The 19,012-nt window shown below is 73.1% G+C and carries 18 protein-coding genes; 14 read left to right on the forward strand and 4 right to left on the reverse strand.

The window, feature by feature from the left end; genetic code table 11:
- The first annotated feature begins 1 nt into the window (after window position 1).
- From KDY119_RS07470 to dnaE, 11 genes are all read left to right on the forward strand, one after another.
- Window positions 2-1,012 carry a cell division protein FtsQ/DivIB gene (locus tag KDY119_RS07470; protein ID WP_153022137.1) on the forward strand — a complete coding sequence of 337 codons (1,011 nt, stop codon included), beginning with the start codon at window positions 2-4 and terminating at the stop codon, window positions 1,010-1,012.
- Between the two features lie 212 nt (window positions 1,013-1,224).
- The gene (gene ftsZ, locus KDY119_RS07475; RefSeq protein ID WP_153022138.1) at window positions 1,225-2,529 is read left to right on the forward strand and encodes a cell division protein FtsZ; all 1,305 of its coding nucleotides are present in this window, start codon (window positions 1,225-1,227) and stop codon (window positions 2,527-2,529) included.
- Complete coding sequence (locus tag KDY119_RS07480) at window positions 2,529-3,365, forward strand: polyphenol oxidase family protein (protein ID WP_227994562.1); 837 nt, start codon at window positions 2,529-2,531, stop codon at window positions 3,363-3,365. The genes ftsZ and KDY119_RS07480 overlap by 1 nt, the downstream gene beginning before the upstream one ends.
- 45 nt (window positions 3,366-3,410) lie before the next feature.
- A complete protein-coding gene (locus KDY119_RS07485; protein WP_036951312.1) occupies window positions 3,411-3,911 on the forward strand; it encodes a cell division protein SepF in 501 nt (166 codons plus the stop codon).
- Window positions 3,912-3,971: 60 nt separating this feature from the next.
- Window positions 3,972-4,256: a YggT family protein gene (locus KDY119_RS07490; RefSeq protein WP_051136749.1), complete on the forward strand. Its 285-nt coding sequence runs from the start codon at window positions 3,972-3,974 to the stop codon at window positions 4,254-4,256.
- A gap of 123 nt (window positions 4,257-4,379) precedes the next feature.
- On the forward strand, window positions 4,380-5,009 hold the full coding sequence (locus tag KDY119_RS07495) for a DivIVA domain-containing protein (RefSeq protein ID WP_153022139.1): 630 nt from the start codon (window positions 4,380-4,382) through the stop codon (window positions 5,007-5,009).
- A gap of 228 nt (window positions 5,010-5,237) precedes the next feature.
- On the forward strand, window positions 5,238-5,699 hold the full coding sequence (locus KDY119_RS07500) for a TraR/DksA family transcriptional regulator (protein ID WP_153022698.1): 462 nt from the start codon (window positions 5,238-5,240) through the stop codon (window positions 5,697-5,699).
- Window positions 5,700-5,741: 42 nt separating this feature from the next.
- The gene (lspA, locus tag KDY119_RS07505) at window positions 5,742-6,401 is read left to right on the forward strand and encodes a signal peptidase II (RefSeq protein ID WP_083890909.1); all 660 of its coding nucleotides are present in this window, start codon (window positions 5,742-5,744) and stop codon (window positions 6,399-6,401) included.
- A gap of 2 nt (window positions 6,402-6,403) precedes the next feature.
- Entirely contained in the window at window positions 6,404-7,342 is a 939-nt protein-coding gene (locus tag KDY119_RS07510) for an RluA family pseudouridine synthase (protein WP_036951305.1), read from the forward strand.
- 13 nt (window positions 7,343-7,355) lie between these two features.
- A complete protein-coding gene (locus KDY119_RS07515; RefSeq protein ID WP_227994563.1) occupies window positions 7,356-7,865 on the forward strand; it encodes a GNAT family N-acetyltransferase in 510 nt (169 codons plus the stop codon).
- A 35-nt stretch (window positions 7,866-7,900) separates the two neighbouring features.
- Complete coding sequence (dnaE, locus tag KDY119_RS07520; protein ID WP_036951303.1) at window positions 7,901-11,434, forward strand: DNA polymerase III subunit alpha; 3,534 nt, start codon at window positions 7,901-7,903, stop codon at window positions 11,432-11,434.
- 72 nt (window positions 11,435-11,506) lie between these two features.
- On the opposite strand, the gene KDY119_RS07525 is transcribed toward dnaE, so the two are convergent.
- Entirely contained in the window at window positions 11,507-12,865 is a 1,359-nt protein-coding gene (locus KDY119_RS07525) for a carbohydrate-binding protein (protein WP_153022140.1), read from the reverse strand.
- An 89-nt stretch (window positions 12,866-12,954) separates the two neighbouring features.
- Here KDY119_RS07525 and KDY119_RS07530 point away from each other — a divergent pair, with 89 nt between their 5' ends.
- Window positions 12,955-13,398, forward strand: coding sequence for a pyridoxamine 5'-phosphate oxidase family protein (locus KDY119_RS07530; RefSeq protein WP_407657428.1), 444 nt, complete (start codon window positions 12,955-12,957; stop codon window positions 13,396-13,398).
- An 11-nt stretch (window positions 13,399-13,409) separates the two neighbouring features.
- Here KDY119_RS07530 and KDY119_RS07535 read toward each other — a convergent pair whose 3' ends face one another.
- Complete coding sequence (locus KDY119_RS07535; protein ID WP_036951295.1) at window positions 13,410-13,640, reverse strand: RNA-binding S4 domain-containing protein; 231 nt, start codon at window positions 13,638-13,640, stop codon at window positions 13,410-13,412.
- A gap of 89 nt (window positions 13,641-13,729) precedes the next feature.
- Between KDY119_RS07535 and hisD the strand changes: the two genes are divergently transcribed.
- Both hisD and KDY119_RS07545 read left to right on the forward strand, forming a co-directional pair.
- A complete protein-coding gene (hisD, locus tag KDY119_RS07540; RefSeq protein WP_153022141.1) occupies window positions 13,730-15,082 on the forward strand; it encodes a histidinol dehydrogenase in 1,353 nt (450 codons plus the stop codon).
- On the forward strand, window positions 15,079-15,513 hold the full coding sequence (locus KDY119_RS07545) for a QcrA and Rieske domain-containing protein (protein ID WP_153022142.1): 435 nt from the start codon (window positions 15,079-15,081) through the stop codon (window positions 15,511-15,513). The genes hisD and KDY119_RS07545 overlap by 4 nt, the downstream gene beginning before the upstream one ends.
- Window positions 15,514-15,536: 23 nt before the next feature.
- Here the strand turns inward: KDY119_RS07545 and KDY119_RS07550 are convergent, their stop codons facing one another.
- Together KDY119_RS07550 and adhP are read right to left on the reverse strand one after the other, a co-directional pair.
- Window positions 15,537-17,738 (reverse strand): RecQ family ATP-dependent DNA helicase, encoded by a 2,202-nt coding sequence (locus KDY119_RS07550; protein ID WP_153022143.1) that lies wholly within the window; start codon window positions 17,736-17,738, stop codon window positions 15,537-15,539.
- Between the two features lie 80 nt (window positions 17,739-17,818).
- The gene (gene adhP / locus KDY119_RS07555; RefSeq protein ID WP_051136745.1) at window positions 17,819-18,838 is read right to left on the reverse strand and encodes an alcohol dehydrogenase AdhP; all 1,020 of its coding nucleotides are present in this window, start codon (window positions 18,836-18,838) and stop codon (window positions 17,819-17,821) included.
- Between the last annotated feature and the right edge of the window lie 174 nt (window positions 18,839-19,012).

The following is a 19,012-nucleotide window of genomic DNA, read 5'->3' on the forward strand; positions in this document are numbered from 1 at the left end:
CGTGCCGTCGCGTCCGCCGTCCCGACCGTCCCGCCCGCGGCCCGCGCCGCTGCGGGACCGTGGTCGTCCCCCGGGCCCGGACCCGGTCGAGCCGGCAGCGCGCGACGACGAGCAGCGGAGCGCTCCGCCGACCGCGCCGACGCCCTCGCCGGGCCGGCGGGCGCCGGCGACGTCGTCCGTCCCGGTCCGACGCGAACCGCCGAGCGCGCCGGACCGGGCGCGGCGCGACCCGCCGAGCGCGCCCGTCCCGGCGGTCGGGGGGCGCGGCGCCGTCGTCTCGACCGGCATGGTCGACCGGCTGGCCGAGCGCGCGGCGATGCGTCGGCACCGGCGGTGGCGCCGGCTCGCCTGGACGCTGCTCGTCCTCGTGCTCGTCGGTGCGCTCGCCTGGCTCGCGTTCTTCTCGCCGGTGCTCGCGACGCGTGCCGACGACGTCCGCGTCGTCGGAGCGGGCAGCCTCGTGGACACGTCCGAGGTCGAGCGGATCGCGGCGGAGGCGGACGGCGTCCCGTTGCCGCGCCTCGACACGGTCTCGCTGCGCACGCGGATGCTCGACGTGCGCGGCGTCAAGGACGTGGCGATCGTGCGCGACTGGCCGCACGGTTTGACGGTGCGGGTGACGCCGCGCGAGCCCGTCGCGGCGGTGCCGGAGCAGAACCGGTACGCGCTGCTCGACACGGACGGCGTGCGGGTCGCGACGGTCACGAAGGCGCCGAAGGGCGTGCCGGTCGTGACCGTGCCGGTCGACGGCGCCGACCACCATGCCCTCGACGCGGTCCTGGCCGTTCTCGGGGCGCTGCCCGAGAAGCTCTCGGCACAGGTCACGGCCGTCGAGGCGGCCACGCAGGACACCGTCGAGCTGACCCTCAAGGGCGGGGCCCGGGTGGTCTGGGGCAGCGCGCAGGACTCGGCCCTCAAGGTCCGGGTGCTCGAGGCGCTGAGGGCGGCGAAGCAGACGAGGGACGCGCACGTGTTCGACGTCTCGGCGCCCACGTTGCCGGTGACCCGGTGAGCGTCGGGCACCCCGCCGGACGGGTGGTTCGGCACGGATCTCGCGACACGCGCGGGCGGGTCGTTGCCGACGCAGCCCGCGCCCCCTACGTTCGCAGCAAGACGAGGATGACATAACTCTAACCCTCAACTTGAGGGTGAAGGTTGAGACCCGGGCCACGGCGCGGGGGCAGCGACCGCACGACACCACACGCAAGGATCGAGAGGCACACCGTGGCAACTCCGCAGAACTACCTGGCAGTCATCAAGGTGGTCGGCATCGGCGGTGGCGGCGTCAACGCCGTGAACCGGATGATCGAGGTCGGTCTCAAGGGTGTCGAGTTCATCGCGATCAACACCGACGCGCAGGCCCTGCTCATGTCCGACGCCGACGTCAAGCTCGACGTCGGCCGCGAGCTCACGCGCGGGCTGGGCGCCGGCGCCGACCCCGAGGTCGGGCGCAAGGCGGCCGAGGACCACCAGGACGAGATCGAGGACGTCCTGCGGGGCGCCGACATGGTCTTCGTCACCGCGGGCGAGGGCGGCGGGACGGGCACGGGCGGCGCGCCCGTCGTGGCCCGCATCGCGCGGTCGCTCGGCGCGCTCACCGTGGGCGTCGTGACGCGGCCCTTCACCTTCGAGGGGCGCCGCCGCTCGGTCCAGGCCGACCAGGGCATCGACACGCTGCGCAGCGAGGTCGACACGCTCATCGTCATCCCGAACGACCGGCTGCTGTCCATGTCGGACCGCGCGGTGACCGCGCTGCAGGCGTTCCACTCGGCCGACCAGGTGCTGCTCTCCGGTGTCCAGGGCATCACCGACCTCATCACCACCCCGGGTCTGATCAACCTCGACTTCGCCGACGTGAAGTCCGTCATGCAGGGCGCGGGCAGCGCGCTCATGGGGATCGGCTCGGCGCGCGGCGAGGACCGCGCGGTCCAGGCCGCCGAGTTTGCGATCTCCTCGCCGCTGCTCGAGGCCAGCATCGACGGCGCCCACGGCGTGCTGCTGTCCATCCAGGGCGGATCCGACCTCGGGCTGTTCGAGATCAACGAGGCCGCGCGCCTCGTGCACGAGGCGGCGCACCCCGAGGCGAACATCATCTTCGGTGCCGTGATCGACGACGCCCTCGGCGACGAGGTGCGGGTGACCGTGATCGCGGCCGGGTTCGACGGCGGCGGCCCGCAGACGCGCAAGGAGGGGCAGGCGCTCGGCCAGGTCCAGGGTGCGGTGTCGGGCGCGGTGCCTCAGGTCCCGTCGGTCCCGGTGCTCGGCTCGTCGTCCGCCGCCGCTCCTGCGGCCTCCGCACCGTCGACGTCCGCGGCGACGCCGCGGCCGCTCGTCCCGCAGCCGGCACAGGCCGGAGCCGCCCGTCCGCTCGTCCCGCTCGACGCGGACGACGCCGAGGACGACGCCGCCGTGATCGTCGAGACCGAGACCACGGCGTCGAGCTCTCCGGTCTCGGTGCCGCGCCTGGTCGAGGAGGAGCCGCTGCGCCGCGCCGTCGACGAGCTCGACGTGCCGGACTTCCTCAAGTAGTGGGGCACGACCCGGGCACGGGCGGCCGCGTCGGTGCGACGCGGCCGCCCGTACCGCTGCTCGAGGTGGATCTCGGGCCGGGTGTCCGGGCGGGGTTCACGACGCGCACCGGCGGGCTGTCCCCGGCGCCCTGGGCGAGTCTCGACCTCGGGCTGGGCGTCGGCGACGACCCGGACCGCGTCCGCGCCAACCGTGCCGCGGTGTCCGCGACCGTCGGGACGCCCGTGAGCTTCATGACACAGGTACACGGCCGCGGGGTGATCGTCGTCGAGCGCGCTCCCGACGACGAGGCGCCCGCGCGCGACTCGGTCGGCGAGGCCGACGCGCTCGTCAGCGCCGACGGGCACGCGCTCGCCGTGCTCGTGGCCGACTGCGTGCCGGTGCTCCTGGCCGACCCCGAGCGCGGCGTCGTGGGCTGCGCGCACGCGGGCCGGCGCGGCGTCGAGCTGGACGTCGTCGGTGCCGCCGTCGACGCGCTCGTCGACCGGGGCGCGCGGCGCGGGTCGCTGCGCGCCGTCGTCGGGCCGAGCGTGTGCGGCGCGTGCTACGAGGTCCCGGAGCAGATGCGCGAGGACGTCGCGGCGGGCGTCCCGGCCACCTGGGCGCAGACCCGCGCCGGGACGCCCGCGCTCGACCTGCCCGCCGGCGTCGCCGCCCAGCTCGCCGCCGCCGGGGTGGGTCGCGTCGAGGTCCTCGGGATCTGCACGCTCGAGGACGAGCGGTTCTACTCCCACCGGCGCGACGGGCGCCGGACGCCCACGGGGCGGTTCGCGGGCGTCGTCGTGCACCGACACGCCGGGCGTGTCGCTGCACGGCTGTCGCGCGGGCTGGGCTAGCGTGAATCACACGACGGTCGTTCGACCGGGGGAGGAGCTCAGGCCATGGCTGGAACGCTGCGCAAGACCATGCTGTACCTGGGGCTCGCCGACGACCGCGGCGAGGCCGAGGAGCAGGAGTACATGGACGACTACGACGACGCCGACGGTGGCGTGGGGGAGGACTTCGCACCCGTGACCCCGATCGGACGGGCGCCCGCGTACTCGCCGGTGCGCGAGGTCCGGGAGTCTCGCCCGACGACGTCGCAGGGCGTCGACCTCAGGCGGATCGTCACGGTGCACCCGCGCTCGTACAACGACGCGCTCGTCATCGGCGACGCGTTCCGTGCGGGCACCCCCGTGATCATCAACCTGTCGGACATGGACGACGCGGACGCCAAGCGGCTCGTCGACTTCTCCGCCGGCCTGACGTTCGGTCTGCACGGTGCGATCGAGCGGGTCACCAACAAGGTGTTCCTGCTGTCGCCCGAGCACGTCGAGGTCACCGGCGAGGAGCGTGCCGCCGCGGGCCAGCCTCGCGGTGCCGGCATCTACAACCAGAGCTGATCGCGTGAGCGTGAGCCGCGCACGCGCCGAGGGCGCGGGAGATGGCACAGTTCAGCCGTGGTGATCTTCTCCGTCATCGGCATCCTGCTCTTCGTCTACCTGCTGCTCCTGATCGGGCGCCTGATCCTCGACTGGGTCCAGGTGTTCGCCCGGGACTGGCGACCACGCGGCGTCGTGCTCGTGGTGGCCGAGGCCGTGTACACGGTCACGGACCCACCGCTGCGGCTGCTGCGGCGCATCATCCCGCCGATCCGGCTGGGCTCCGTCCAGCTCGACCTCGGCTACATCATCCTGTTCTTCGTCGTGTCGTTCCTGTGGCGGCTCTTCACCAGCCTGGGGCGCTGACGCGCCCTCGGGCCGTGGGTGCCGCGTCGGACCGGGCACGGCCTCTTTGGCGGTCCCCGGCCTGACTCCGCTACCGTGGAACGCACGACCCTGCCCGACTGCCCAACTCATCGAGGTGACGCGATGGCACTGCTGACCGCCGAGGACATCCTCAGCAAGACCTTCTCGACCGTGAAGTTCAAGGAGGGCTACGACATCGAGGAAGTCGACGACTTCCTCGACGAGGTCGTCCGGACCCTCAACTCGGTCCAGGAGGAGAACGAGTCCGTCAAGGCCAAGCTGGCCGCCGCCGAGCGCCGGATCGCGGAGCTCAGCCGGGCCGACGCGGCCACGGGCTTCCAGCCCGAGCCGGTCGCCGCGCCCGAGCCGCAGCCCGAGCCCGTGGCCGCCGCCGAGCCGCAGCAGCCCGCGGAGCCGGCTTCCGCGACGGGCATGCTCCAGCTCGCCCAGAAGGTCCACGACGACTACGTCAACGCGGGCAAGTCCGAGGGTGAGCGCCTGCTCGCCGAGGCCCAGGAGGAGAGCACCCGCATCGTCCGCGAGGCGGAGAACCAGTCGCAGCGCACGCTCTCGCAGCTCGAGCAGGAGCGTTCGCTCCTCGAGCGCAAGATCGACGAGCTGCGGATCTTCGAGCGCGACTACCGCACCCGCCTCAAGAGCTACCTGCAGAACCTCCTGGGCGACATCGACGCCCGGGGCAGCGCGCTCCCGGCACGCGGCGGGTCCAGCTCGGACATCACCGCGGGCATCTGAGCCGTCAGGGCAGGGTCGGGCAGACCGGAGACCGTCACCGGACCGTCGGGCACGCTCCTTCGGCGCCATGAGCCGCCACCCGCCTTCGGGCGGGTGGCGGCTCGTCCGTCTCCGGGTGACGTCGCAGGTCGAGCGCGCGTTCGGCGAGCGGAATGTTCCGGCGTGGTGTGTTGTAGTACCTCGCGCGGGCGTCTAGCCTCGCGTGAGTCCGAACGAGGGAGGTTCATGATGGCCAAGCGTGACGTCGCGGTCCGTGCCGCGACCCGCAAGCAGTTCCCCCACCTCGTCCGGGACGTCAAGTCGTTCCCGGTCCGTGACGGCGAGGAGCCGTGGACCGTGGAAGAGGTCGAGGAGCTCGCTCACGGCCTCATCGAGGAGAACGCCCGGCTCCAGGTCGAGTTCGCCGCCGCCGACCAGGAGCTCTCCGCGCTCCTGAGGGACTCGGGCGACGGCTCGGGGGACGACCAGGCGGACTCGGGCTCGAGCGCGCTCGAGCGCGACCAGGAGCTCACGCTCGTCAACAACACCCGAGACCTGCTGGCGCAGAACTCGCGTGCGTTGGACCGGATCGCCGCCGGCACGTACGGCGTCTGCGAGTCGTGCGGCAAGGCGATCGGCAAGGCGCGGCTCCAGGCGTTCCCGCGCGCGACGCTGTGCATCGACTGCAAGCAGCGCGAGGAGCGTCGGTAGTCCGACCGGGAGGCACGTCGCCGCGTGAGACACTGTGCGGCGATGAGCAACCCACCCGAGCGAGCCGCGTCCGACGGCCGCGAGCCCGAGCACGTGCCCGCCTCCGAGCCCGGCGAGGTGCCCGCAGCCGCGCACGCGGCGGCGACGCGGCCGAGCCGCCGTCTCGTGGTCCTCCTGGCCGCGATCGCGGCCGTCGTCCTCGTGCTCGACCAGCTCACGAAGGCGTGGGCGCAGCACGCGCTGCGGGACGGCAAGACGGTCGACGTGCCCGGCGGGTTCTTCCATCTTCGGCTCGTCTACAACCCCGGGGCCGCCCTCTCGATCGCCACCGGAATGACGTGGCTGCTCACGATCATCGTCGTCGTCGTCGTGGTCTTCATCGTCCGGTCCCTGCGGCGCCTGCGCTCGACCGGGTGGGCCGTCGCGCTCGGGCTGCTCCTCGGCGGGGCCGTGGGCAACCTGGCCGACCGCCTGCTGCGGGCCCCCGGCGTGGCCCGGGGCTACGTCGTCGACTTCATCGGCTACGGGCACTGGTTCGTCGGGAACGTCGCGGACATCGCGATCGTCGTCGCAGCGGTCCTGATCGCGTTGCTGGCGCTGCGCGGCATCGGCATGGACGGGCGCCCGATCGCCGACGACGCCGCGGCTCGGCCGCGCCACGAGGCCGACGGCGAGAGCCCCGAGCGCGCCGAGGGGCGCTGACGGTGGCGAGCCGCAGCTTCCCCGTGCCGGACAAGCTGGCCGGCGAGCGCGTCGACGCTGCCCTCGCGCGCATGCTCGGGCTCTCTCGGACGCGCGCAGCCGAGGCGGCCGCCGCGGGCGGCGTCCTTCAGGACGGTGTCGCGCTCGGCAAGTCGGACCGGCTGCGCGCCGGCGCGTGGCTCGACGTCGAGCTGCCCGACGAGGACCGGGACGAGGTGCAGGTCGTGGCCGAGCCGGTGCCCGGCATGCGCATCGCCTACGAGGACGACGACGTCGTGGTCGTGGACAAGCCGGTCGGGGTCGCGGCGCACCCGTCACCGGGCTGGGCCGGGCCGACGGTGGTCGGTGCGCTGGTCGCGGCCGGGTACCGGATCTCGACGTCGGGTGCGGCCGAGCGGCAGGGCATCGTCCACCGGCTCGACGTCGGCACGAGCGGGCTCATGGTCGTCGCGAAGAGCGAGCGTGCGTACACGCTCCTCAAGCGGGCCTTCAAGGAGCGCACCGTCGAGAAGGTCTACCACGCGCTCGCGCAGGGTCACCCCGAGCCGACGACGGGCACGATCGACGCGCCGATCGGGCGGCACCCGGGCGCCGACTACAAGTTCGCGGTGACGGCGGACGGCAAGCCGTCGGTCACGCACTACGAGGTCCTCGAGATGGTGCCGTCGGCGTCCCTCGTGGAGGTCCACCTCGAGACGGGGCGGACGCACCAGATCCGGGTGCACTTCCAGGCGGTCCGCCACCCGCTCGTGGGCGACCTCACGTACGGGGCGGACCCGCGGCTCGCCGCGCGCGCCGGGCTCTCGCGCCAGTGGCTGCACGCGGTCCGGCTGGGGTTCGAGCACCCCACGACGGGCGAGTGGCTCGAGGTCACGAGCGACTACCCGGACGACCTGCAGCACGCGCTCGAGGTCGTGCGCGGGGCCGACGCAGGCCGCTGACGGAGGAGCACGCATGAAGATGTCCGAGGGCTCGGCGGGGCAGCACGTGACCGTGGAGCGGGTCCGGACGCCGGACGGGCTCGCCGAGGCGCAGGCCCTGCGGGTCCGCGTGTTCGTCGACGAGCAGGGCGTGCCGGCCGAGGAGGAGGTCGACGCGCTCGACACCGACCCGACCACCACGCACCTCGTGCTGCGCGACCGGGACGGCGTCGTCGTCGCGACGGGACGCCTGCTCACCGACCCCGCCCGTCCGGGCGAGGTGCACGTGGGCCGCGTCGCAGTCGACGCCACCTGGCGCGGCACGGGCCTCGGTGCGCTGCTCATGCGCGAGCTCGAGGCCGTGGCGCTCGCCGAGCACGCGGACACGGGCCGGTGCCGCGTCGTCCTGAGCGCGCAGCTCCAGGCCGTGGGGTTCTACGAACGGCTCGGTTACGCCGTCGAGGGCCCGGTCTACCTGGACGCGGGCATCGAGCACCGCGACGCCGCGAAGACCCTGCGGCCGACCACACGCCGCTCGGGGTGACCGGTGATGTCGGTGCACGCACCTAGACTCGACCCATGCCGACCGGGGAAGACTTCGTCCACCTCCACGTCCACACCGAGTACTCGATGCTCGACGGCGCGGCCCGCCTCGACTCGTTGTTCTCCGAGGTGGAGCGGCTCGGCCAGAAGTCGATCGCGATCACGGACCACGGGTACCTGTTCGGCGCGTTCGAGTTCTGGAGCAAGGCGAGGTCGCACGGGATCAAGCCGATCCTCGGCGTCGAGGCGTACATCACCCCGGGCACGAGCCGGTTCGACCAGACGAGGGTGCGGTTCGGCCAGCAGGGCCAGGAGTCGGACGACGTGTCGGCGCGCGGCGCGTACACGCACATGACGATGTGGGCGCGGAACAACGAGGGTCTGCACAACCTGTTCCGGGCGAGCTCGCTGGCGTCGCTCGAGGGCCAGATGGGCAAGTGGCCGCGCATGGACCGGGACCTGCTGGAGACGTACGCGGGCGGGATGGCGGCGTCGACGGGGTGCCCGTCGGGGGAGATCCAGACACGGCTGCGGCTGGGCCAGTGGGACGAGGCGGTCCGGGTGGCCGGCGAGCTGCAGGACATCTACGGCAAGGAGTACTTCTACGTCGAGCTGATGGACCACGGGCTGGACATCGAGCGACGCGTGATCAAGGACCTGCTGCGCCTGGCGGAGGCGATCGACGCGCCGCTGCTCGCGACGAACGACCTGCACTACGTGCGCCAGGAGGACGCGACCTCGCAGGAGGCGCTCCTGGCGATCAACTCGGGCTCCACGCTGGACGACCCGGACCGGTTCAAGTTCGACGGCGACGGCTACTACGTGAAGTCGGCGGAGGAGATGCGCCGGGTGTGGGCGGAGCTGCCGGAGGCGTGCGACAACACGCTGCGGCTGGCGGAGCAGTGCGAGGTGTCGTTCGACACGTCGGCGAACTACATGCCGCGGTTCCCGGTGCCCGACGGCGAGGACGAGACGAGCTGGTTCGTCAAGGAGGTCGAGGCGGGCCTGCACCGCCGGTACCCCGACGGCGTGCCTGAGGCGTCGCGCAAGCAGGCGGAGTACGAGACCGAGGTCATCCTGCAGATGGGCTTCCCGGGGTACTTCCTCGTGGTCGCCGACTTCATCAACTGGGCCAAGTCGCAAGGCATCCGGGTGGGGCCGGGCCGTGGTTCGGCGGCGGGCTCCATGGCCTCGTACGTCATGGGCATCACCGAGCTGGACCCGCTGCAGCACGGGCTGATCTTCGAGCGCTTCCTCAACCCGGAGCGCGTCTCCATGCCCGACGTCGACGTGGACTTCGACGAGCGTCGGCGCGGTGAGGTCATCAAGTACGTCACGGACAAGTACGGCGACGACCGCGTCTCGCAGGTCGTCACCTACGGCACGATCAAGGCGAAGCAGGCGCTGAAGGACTCGTCGCGCCTGCTGGGCTTCCCGTTCGCGATGGGGGAGAAGCTCACCAAGGCGATGCCGCCCGCGGTCATGGGCAAGGACATCTCGCTGGGCGGGATCTTCAACCCGCAGGACCCGCGCTACGGCGAGGCCGAGCAGTTCCGCCAGGTGCACAGCGCGGACCCGGAGGCGCAGCGCGTCGTCGAGCTCGCGCGGGGCATCGAGGGGCTGAAGCGGCAGTGGGGCGTGCACGCCTGCGCGCTCATCATGTCGAGCGTCCCGCTGACGAACGTCATCCCGACCATGCGTCGCCCGCAGGACGGCGCGATCATCACCCAGTTCGACTACCCGACGTCGGAGACGCTCGGGCTGATCAAGATGGACTTCCTCGGGCTGCGGAACCTGACGATCCTCGACGACGCGCTCGGCAACATCGTCGCGAACGGCAAGGAGCCGGTCGAGATCGAGTCGGTCCCGCTCGATGACGAGGCCGCATACGCGCTGCTGACCCGAGGCGACACGCTGGGCGTGTTCCAGCTCGACGGCGGCCCGATGCGCGCGCTGCTCCGGCAGATGCGTCCCGACAACTTCGAGGACATCTCCGCCGTCATCGCGCTGTACCGCCCGGGCCCGATGGGCATGAACTCGCACACGAACTACGCGCTGCGCAAGAACGGGCTGCAGGAGATCACCCCGATCCACCCGGAGCTCGAGAAGCCGCTCGCGGAGGTGCTGGGCGAGACGTACGGCCTGATCGTCTACCAGGAGCAGGTCCAGCGCGCCGCCCAGATCCTCGCGGGCTACTCGCTGGGCCAGGCGGACCTGCTGCGTCGCGCGATGGGGAAGAAGAAGAAGGAGATCCTCGACAAGGAGTTCGTGCCCTTCCAGACGGGCATGCGCGAGCGGGGCTACTCCGACAAGGCGATCCAGGCCGTCTGGGACACGCTGGTCCCGTTCGCGGGCTACGCCTTCAACAAGGCGCACTCGGCGGGCTACGGCCTGGTGTCGTACTGGACCGCCTTCATGAAGGCGAACTACCCGACGGAGTACATGGCGGCGCTGCTGACGAGCGTGCGCGACGACAAGGACAAGTCGGCGCTGTACCTGTCGGAGTGCCGCCGGATGGGGATCACGGTGCTGCCGCCGGACGTGAACTCGTCCGCCGCGAACTTCACGGCGGTCGGCGACGACATCCGGTTCGGTCTGACCGCGGTCCGCAACGTGGGCGCGAACGTCGTCGACGCGATCACCGCGACCCGCGAGGACAAGGGCGAGTTCACCTCGTTCACGGACTTCCTCGACAAGGTCCCGGCCGTCGTGTGCAACAAGAGGACCATCGAGTCGCTCATCAAGGCGGGTGCGTTCGACTCGCTCGGGCACACGCGCCGCGCGCTGCTCGCCGTCCACGAGATGGCCGTCGACTCGGTGATCAGCGTCAAGCGCAAGGAGGCCGAGGGGCAGTTCGACCTGTTCGCGGACTTCGCCGCCGACGACGACGGCGCCACCGTCGGGTTCAGCGTGGACGTCCCGGACCTCCCGGACTGGGAGAAGAAGCAGCGGCTCGCGTTCGAGCGCGAGATGCTGGGGCTCTACGTCTCGGACCATCCGCTCTCCGGCCTCGAGCACGTGCTGTCGCGCGCCGCGGAGACGACGATCGCGGCGCTGCTGGCCGACGAGGAGCGGGCCGACGGCTCGACCGTGACGATCGCGGGCCTGCTGACCAACGTCCAGCACCGGTGGTCGAAGAACGGCAACCCGTGGGCGTCCGTCGCCGTGGAGGACCTCGAGGGCTCGGTCGAGGTCATGTTCTTCGGCGAGACGTACCTCGCGTACTCGACGATCCTCGCGGAGGACACCGTCGTGACCCTGCGGGGGCGCGTGCGCCGTCGGGACGACGCGATGCAGCTCCAGGCGATGGAGGTGTCGCTCCCGGACGTCTCGGCGTCGCCTGACGGCCCGGTGACGGTGAGCCTGCCGTCGGTGCGGTGCACGCAGCCCGTGGTGGAGCGGCTGCGGGAGATCCTGCGCACCCACCCGGGGGCGTCGGAGGTGCACCTGAAGCTCACCGAGCCCGGCCGGGCGACGGTGATGCGGCTCGAGGACACGCTCCGCGTCGAGCGGACTCCCGCCCTGTTCGGCGACCTCAAGGCGCTGCTGGGCCCGAGCTGCCTGGTCTGACCACGCAGGACGACGGCCGCCCCGGAGGGTTCCGGGGCGGCCGTCGTCGTGTCGGCCGGCACGAGGTCGGCGTCAGCGACCCTCGAGGGCCTTGACGTTGTCGCCGAAGGTCCAGCCCTTCGACCCGTCCCAGTTGATCGACCAGGTCATGAGGCCCTTGAGCTTCCCGCCGAACGCGTTCCACGACTGGCTCACGAGCGACGGCGCCATGTACCCGCCTCCGGCACCGGACTGCGCGGGGAGACCCGGGACCTGCTTGTCGTACGGCACGGTGATCGTGGTGCCCTGGATGGTCAGCCCGTTCGCGAGGCACGTGGTCTGCGCGGTGAACCCGGCGACGGTGCCGGCGCCGTACGAGTCGCCCGAACAGCCGTACATGGACCCGTTGTAGTACTGCATGTTGAGCCACCACAGCCGGCCGTTGTCGACGTACTTCTTGATGATCGGCAGGTAGGACCCCCAGATGGAGCCGTAGGTGACCGAGCCGCCGGTGACGTACGCCGTCTCGGGGGCCATGGTGAGCCCAAACCCGGCGGGCATCTGGGCGAGCACGCCGTCGATGATGCGCTCGAGGTTGGCCTGCGACGCCGACAGCGTCCCGATGCTGCCGCTGCCCGACAGCCCGGTCTCGATGTCGATGTCGATCCCGTCGAAGTGGTACGTCTTGAGGATCGGGACGATCGTCGAGACGAACTTGTCGGCGACGGTGGACGAGCTCAGGTCGATCCCGGCGGTCGCGCCGCCGATCGACATGAGGAGCGTCAGGCCGTTCGCCTTGGCGGCGCACATCTCGGCGGGCGTGGCGACCTTGACGCCGGAGTCCATGCCGTCCTGCCACAGGACGGTCCCGTCGGAGAGGATGACGGGGAACGCGAGGTTCACCACGTTGTAGCCGTGCTGCGCGATGCGCGCGTCGGTGATCGGGATCCAGCCGAGCCCCGGGTGCACGCCGTTCGACGCGCCGTCCCAGTTCTCCCAGTACCCCTGCAGGACCTTGCCGGCCGGCCGGGGCTTCGTGGCGCAGCCGTCGTCGGGCGGGGTGGTGGGGCTGGTGGTCTGGGTGGGCGTCTGCGTCGGGGTCGGGGTGGCCGTCGAGGTCTGTGTCGGCGTCTGGGTCGCGGTCGGCGTTCCCGTGCCGGTGGGCGCCCCGGTGCAGGCGCCGCCGTCCTTCCACAGGGTCGGGGTCGCGGCGGGCGTCCAGCCGGCGCCCACGTACGCGGTGTGCGTGACGAGCGCGGTGTAGGTGTGCCCGTCGAAGGTGACCTGCGTGCCCGCGGTGTAGGTCGAGCCCTCGGCCCACGCGGGAGCGGTGCAGGTGGCGGTCGCTGCGCCGGCGGCCCCCGCGACGGCGAGGGGGACGGCCGCGACAGCGGCGGCCGCTGCGACGGTCACGGCGGCGAGCAGGGCGGACGCACGGCGTCGTGCGGTCATGGGTCACCTCCAGGTAGGTGGCACCGACGGTAGGCACCCCGGCGCACGACCGGCATCAGGGGAGTCCGCAGGGTTCGCCCGACGGTCGCGTGGGGAACCCGTACGCGCTCGTAGAGTGGGGCTTCGTGGTCCACCTCAACCCCGAGCAGCGCGTCTTCGTGACGGAGCGGCACCTCGCGACCCTGACGACCCTGCGCGACGACGGTTCGCCGCACGTCGTGCCCGTGGCGTTCACCTGGGACGACGACGCGGGCGTCGTCCGCATCACCACCAACCGGGGATCCGTGAAGGCGCGCAACGCGGCACGCCGCACCCACGGGGCCGCCGCGCCCCGGGCGTCGGTGTGCCAGGTCGAGGGCGGCCGGTGGATCACCCTCGAGGGCCCGGTCGAGGTCGTGCCCGACCTCGAGGAGATCGTCGACGCCGTGGCTCGCTACGCCCGCCGGTACCGTCCGCTCGAGCCCAACCCGGACCGCGTCGTGCTCCGTATCGCGGTCGACAAGGTGATGAGCTCCGCCTACATGGCGGGCTGAGGGGCGCCGCGTCAGCCGACGACGGCGCTGCGCTCGCCCTGCGGGGTCGCGACCACGACGACGTCGCCGCGTCCCAGGCGCCGGCCACGACGCAGGTCGACCTCCCCGTTGACCCGCACCTCGCCGTCGGCGACGAGCTCGCGGGCCTGCGCGCCGGACTCGGCGAGGTCCGCGAGCTTGAGGAACTGGCCGAGGCGGATCTCGTCGTCGGCGATGGGCACGTGCAGGGCTTCGGGGCTCACGTGCCCATCCTCCCGCACCCGGTGGCATCCGCCTGCTCGCGCCCTGGACGCCGGGCCGGTGCGCAGGACCGCCGCACTATGCTCGACACGTGATCCAGCGCATCGACCTGAGGGGCCGCACGCTGTCCCGCCGCGAGCTGACCGACGCCCTGCCGCGCGCCGAGGTGCGCGTCGAGGACGCCGCCGAGCGCGTGGCGCCGATCATCGCGCAGGTGCGTGAGCACGGCGCCGCCACGCTGCGTGACCTCGCGGAGCGGTTCGACGGCGTCAGGCCCGAGCATCTGCGGGTCCCGACGGCAGCGCTCGCCGACGCGCTCGAGGGGCTCGACCCCGACGTCCGCGCCGGGCTCGAGGAGGCGATCCGCCGCGTCCGCGCCGTCCACGCGGCCCAGCGCCCGGCCGAGCACACGGTCGAGCTCGCCGACGGCGCCCGGGTGCGCCAGCGCTGGGTCCCCGTGCGCCGCGTCGGCCTCTACGTGCCGGGCGGGCTCGCCGTGTACCCGTCGACCGTGGTGATGAACGCCGTCGCCGCTCAGGAGGCGGGCGTCGCCGAGCTCGTCGTGACCTCGCCCCCGCAGCGCGAGAACGCGGGGCTTCCGCACCCGACGGTCCTGGCCGCGTGCGCGCTGCTCGGCGTCGACGAGGTGTACGCCGTGGGCGGGGCGCAGGCCGTCGCCATGCTCGCCTACGGTGCGCGCGGGACGGAGCCGCAGGACGGCGGGGTGCTCTGCGAGCCCGTCGACGTCGTGACCGGCCCGGGCAACGTCTACGTCGCCGCGGCCAAGCGCCTCGTGCGCGGCGTCGTCGGCATCGACGCGGAGGCCGGCCCCACGGAGATCGCGGTCCTCGCGGACGACACCGCGGACGCGGACCACGTCGCGGCCGACCTCGTCAGCCAGGCTGAGCACGACCCCATGGCGGCCGCCGTCCTCGTGACCCCGAGCGAGGCGCTCGCCGACGCCGTCGAGGACCGGGTCGCAGTCCGCGCCGGCGCCACGAAGCACGCCGAGCGCGTGGCCGAGGCGCTCGCGGGCTCGCAGTCGGCGATCGTGCTCGTGGACGACGTCGAGCAGGGTCTCGAGGTCGTCGACGCGTACGGCGCCGAGCACCTCGAGCTCCAGACCGCCGACGCATCCGTGCTCGCGGACCGGGTCCGGAGCGCGGGCGCGATCTTCGTCGGGCCCTACGCCCCCGTGTCGCTCGGTGACTACATGGCCGGGTCGAACCACGTGCTGCCCACCGGCGGGGCGGCGCACTCGTCGAGCGGGCTCGGGGTGCACAGCTTCGTGCGGGCCGTGCACGTCGTCGAGTACTCACGCGACGCGCTCGGCGAGCTCGCGGACCGGATCGTCGCCGTGGCCGACGCCGAGGACCTGCCCGCGCACGGCGAGGCCGTCCGTGCTCGCTTCGAGACCACCGCGACCGACGGGGGACACGCATGACCGAGAAGCCCGGTCCTTGCTGCGGCGGGGTCTCCCGACGCGCCGTGCTCGCCGGGGCCGGCGCGGGTGCGGCGGCCGTCGCGCTCGCGGCGTGCAGCCCGGGCGGGACCGGCGACGTGCAGATCACGGCACCGTCCACCCCGGCGCCCGTGGCGCAGCTCGCGGACGTCCCCGTCGGAGGCGCGGTCTCGGCCAAGCTCCCGGCGGGCGCGCAGATCCTCGTGACCCAGCCGACCGCCGGCGACGTGCACGTGCTCTCGGCGATCTGCACCCACATGGGCTGCGGCGTGGTCCCGGGCCAGGGCGACCTCGAGTGCCCGTGCCACGGTTCGACGTTCGACCTGACCGGCAAGGTGACGCACGGGCCCGCGAAGAAGCCCCTCCAGGTGCTGAAGGCGTCGGTCCAGGACGGGCAGGTCGTCGTCGGCTGACCGTCGCCGGCGCGGGCGGCGCGTCAGCCCACCGCGAGCACGAACGGCAGCACCGCGGTGGCGCCAGCGCGGCGCAGCGCCCGCGCCACGACGGTCAGCGTCCAGCCGGAGTCGGTGCGGTCGTCGACGAGCAGCACGCGCTTGCCGGTGACGTCGAGCCCCTCGTCGGGGCCGAGGCGCCGGACCACGCCCGCGAGCCGCGCGGCGGAGTTCACGTCGTGGCTGCCGGGCTCCTCGCGCCCGACGACCGGACCGACGGACCCGGCGACGGGCACGCCGAGGTACCGGGCGAGCCCGCCCGCGAGGTGCGCGACGAGCTGGGGTCGGGTCGCCGAACGGATCCCGACGACGCAGTCGACGGTCCCCGCGCCGTCGGGCACCAGCCAGTCGTCGAGCACCCGGACGGCCGCGGTGCGCAGCGGCACCGGCGTCTCGCCGTCGGACGTCGTGGGCGTGAACAGGTCGCGCAGCGGGCCGGACCAGCCGAGACCGTCGAGGCGGGCGACCGCGCGCCCGGTCTCGGCGCGCTCGTCGGGGTCGATCCGCCCGCGCAGGTCGAGGCCCAGCGCGTCCATGCCGCTGGGCCACTGCCGGCGCGCGACGATCTCGACGCCGGGCCGGTCGAGGTCGTGGCGTGCCTCGGCCACGGCGTCGGGGTCCGGCGCGCCCGGGAGCTCGACGCCGCCGCACCGGTCGCAGCGGCCGCACCGCCACCCCGGCTGGAGCTCGGGGTCGTCGAGGACCGCGCGCAGGAAGGCCATGCGGCAGCCGGTCGTGCGCTCGTAGTCGACCATCGCCCGCTGCTCGTCCGCGCGGGTCTCCGCCACCCGCGCGTACCGGTCGGCGTCGTACTCCCACGGCCGTCCGGCCGCGACCCAGCCGCCTTGGACGCGCCGGACCGCGCCGTCGACGTCGAGCACCTTGAGCATCTGCTCGAGGCGCGAACGCTTGAGGTCGACGTGCGTCTCGAGCTGGGCGACGGACATCGGCCCGCCCTCGGGTGCCGAGGCGAGCGTGTCGAGCACGACGCGCACCTTCGGCTCGGGCGGGAAGCCGAGCGAGTCGAAGTACTCCCAGATGCGCTGGTCCTCCGTGCCGGGCAGCAGCACGACGACGGCCCGCTCCACCCCGCGTCCCGCTCGCCCGACCTGCTGGTAGTAGGCGATGGGCGACGACGGTGCCCCGAGGTGGATCACGAACGCCAGGTCGGGCTTGTCGAAGCCCATGCCGAGCGCGCTGGTCGCCACCAGCGCGGTGACGCGGTTCTCCTTGAGGTCGGCCTCGAGGGCCTCGCGCTCGGCGGGGTCGGTCTGCCCCGTGTACGCGGCGACGGCGAGGCCGGTCGCGCGGAGCTGGCTCGCGACCTGCTCGGCCTGCGACACGGTCAGGCAGTAGACGATCCCGGAGCCCGGCGCGTCCTGCAGGACCTCGGCGAGCCACGCGAGCCGGGTCGAGGGGTCGGGCAGGTCGACGACCGCCAGGTGGAGCGACTCGCGGTCGAGCGCGCCGCGCAGCACCAGGACATCCGCTCCCGGCCCCGGAACCGTGCCGTCCGCGCGCACGCCGAGCTGCTCGGCGACGTCCGCGACGACCCGCGCGTTCGCGGTCGCGGTGGTCGCGAGCACGGGGATGCCCGCGGGCAGGTCGGCGAGCAGGGTGCGGATGCGCCGGTAGTCGGGCCGGAAGTCGTGGCCCCAGTCGGAGACGCAGTGCGCCTCGTCGACCACCACGAGCCCGGCGTCGGCGGCCAGCCGGGGAAGGACGCCGTCGCGGAACCCCGGGTTGTTGAGGCGCTCGGGCGAGCAGAGCAGCACGTCGACCTCGCCCGCGGCGATCGCCGCGTGGATCTCGTCCCACTCGGTGACGTTCGAGGAGTTGATGGTCACGGCCCGGATCCCCGCTCGCCGCGCCGCGCCGACCTGGTCGCGCATGAGCGCGAGCAGCGGGGAGACGAGCACGGTCGGCCCGGCGCCGCGGGCGCGCAGCAGCGCGGTCGCGACGAAGTAGACCGCCGACTTCCCCCAGCCGGTGCGCTGCACGACGAGCGCGCGCCGCGCGTCCGCGACGAGGGCCTCGATCGCGCGCCACTGGTCCTCGCGCAGCGCCACGTCGTCGCGCCCGACGAGCGCACGCAGGACGCCCTCGGCCTCCTCGCGCAGGCCGGCGCGGTCGGTGCCGGGGGCGGTCGGGGCGGCGGGCGTGGGCTGCGTCGTCGGCTCGTTCACCCGGTCGACTCTACGGGCGGCCCCCGACGTGCCCGCAGTCGTCCACAGCCCGAGGGGAGGGCAGCGGCGGGCGGCGGTGGTCAGGACATGTCCATGACGACTCGCCCGTCGATGCCGCCTTCCTCCATCGCGGTGAAGACGGCGTTGACGTCGTCGAGCGGCCGGACCGTGTACGTGGGGTGGATCTGCCCGCGCGCGAAGAAGTCGAGGGCCTCGCTCATGTCCTTGCGCGTGCCGACGATCGAGCCCCGGACGGTCAGCCCGAACAGCACGGTCGTGAAGATGTCGAGCGGGAACTGGTCCGGCGGCAGCCCGACGAGCGACACCGTGCCCCCGCGGCGCAGCGCCCCGACGGCCTGCGGGAACGCGTGCGCGTTGACGGCCGTCACGAGCGCGCCGTGCACGCCGCCGCCCGTCTTCTCCTGGAGCTCCGCGGCGGCGTCGGGCGACGTGGCCGCGTTCACCGTGCCCTCGGCGCCGTGCTTGCGCGCGAGCTCGAGCTTGTCGTCGGCGACGTCGACGGCAGCGACGCGGCGCCCCATCGCGACGGCGTACTGGACGGCGATGTGCCCGAGCCCGCCGATGCCGGAGATCAGCACCCACTCGCCGGGCTTCGTGTCGGTCGTCTTGAGGCCCTTGTAGACCGTGACCCCCGCGCAGAGGATGGGCCCGACGGCGGACAGGTCGACCCCGTCAGGGATGACCGGGCAGTACCGCGAGTCCACGAGCATGTACTGGCCGAACGAGCCGTCGACCGAGTAGCCGCCGTTCTTCTGGTTCGGGCAGAGGGTCTCCCAGCCCGTCTCGCAGTACTCGCACTCGCCGCACGCCGACCACAGCCACGCGTTGCCGACCGTGTCGCCGACCTTCACACGGGTCACGGAGTCGCCGACGGCGACGACCGTCCCGACGCCCTCGTGCCCGGGGACGAAGGGCGGGCTCGGCTTGACGGGCCAGTCCCCGTGCGCGGCGTGCAGGTCCGTGTGGCACACGCCGGTGTAGTCGACCTTGACGAGCGCCTCGAACGGTCCGGGGGTGGGGACCTCGATCTCGTCGATCGAGAGCGGGTCGGTGAAGCCGTGCACGACGGCGGCACGCATGGTGGACACGTCGACCTCCTTGGATCGGGCCACCCGGCCGCCGGGGGCCCCGTCTCCGTCGGCCGCCCCGTCCTTCGGAGGGCCCTCGTCCACGGTGGCACCGTGGCCGACCTTCCGCGCGGCGTGACCCCGGTGCACGGGCAGGTGAGGTGCCCGCGTGCCGGACGTCACGTC

Origin of the sequence: Luteimicrobium xylanilyticum, assembly GCF_009429125.1 — a bacterium.
In the GTDB taxonomy this organism is placed as follows: Bacteria; Actinomycetota; Actinomycetes; order Actinomycetales; family Cellulomonadaceae; genus Luteimicrobium; species Luteimicrobium xylanilyticum.

Excerpts from the sequence above, each read along its gene's own strand:
- KDY119_RS07485 (WP_036951312.1), top strand. The coding sequence starts at position 3,411 with ATGGCTGGAACGCTGCGCAAGACCATGCTGTACCTGGGGCTCGCCGAC.
- KDY119_RS07495 (WP_153022139.1), top strand. The coding sequence starts at position 4,380 with ATGGCACTGCTGACCGCCGAGGACATCCTCAGCAAGACCTTCTCGACC.
- KDY119_RS07500 (WP_153022698.1), top strand. The coding sequence starts at position 5,238 with ATGGCCAAGCGTGACGTCGCGGTCCGTGCCGCGACCCGCAAGCAGTTC.
- lspA (WP_083890909.1), top strand. The coding sequence starts at position 5,742 with ATGAGCAACCCACCCGAGCGAGCCGCGTCCGACGGCCGCGAGCCCGAG.
- KDY119_RS07515 (WP_227994563.1), top strand. The coding sequence starts at position 7,356 with ATGAAGATGTCCGAGGGCTCGGCGGGGCAGCACGTGACCGTGGAGCGG.
- dnaE (WP_036951303.1), top strand. The coding sequence starts at position 7,901 with ATGCCGACCGGGGAAGACTTCGTCCACCTCCACGTCCACACCGAGTAC.
- KDY119_RS07525 (WP_153022140.1), bottom strand. The coding sequence starts at position 12,865 with ATGACCGCACGACGCCGTGCGTCCGCCCTGCTCGCCGCCGTGACCGTC.
- KDY119_RS07545 (WP_153022142.1), top strand. The coding sequence starts at position 15,079 with ATGACCGAGAAGCCCGGTCCTTGCTGCGGCGGGGTCTCCCGACGCGCC.
- adhP (WP_051136745.1), bottom strand. The coding sequence starts at position 18,838 with ATGCGTGCCGCCGTCGTGCACGGCTTCACCGACCCGCTCTCGATCGAC.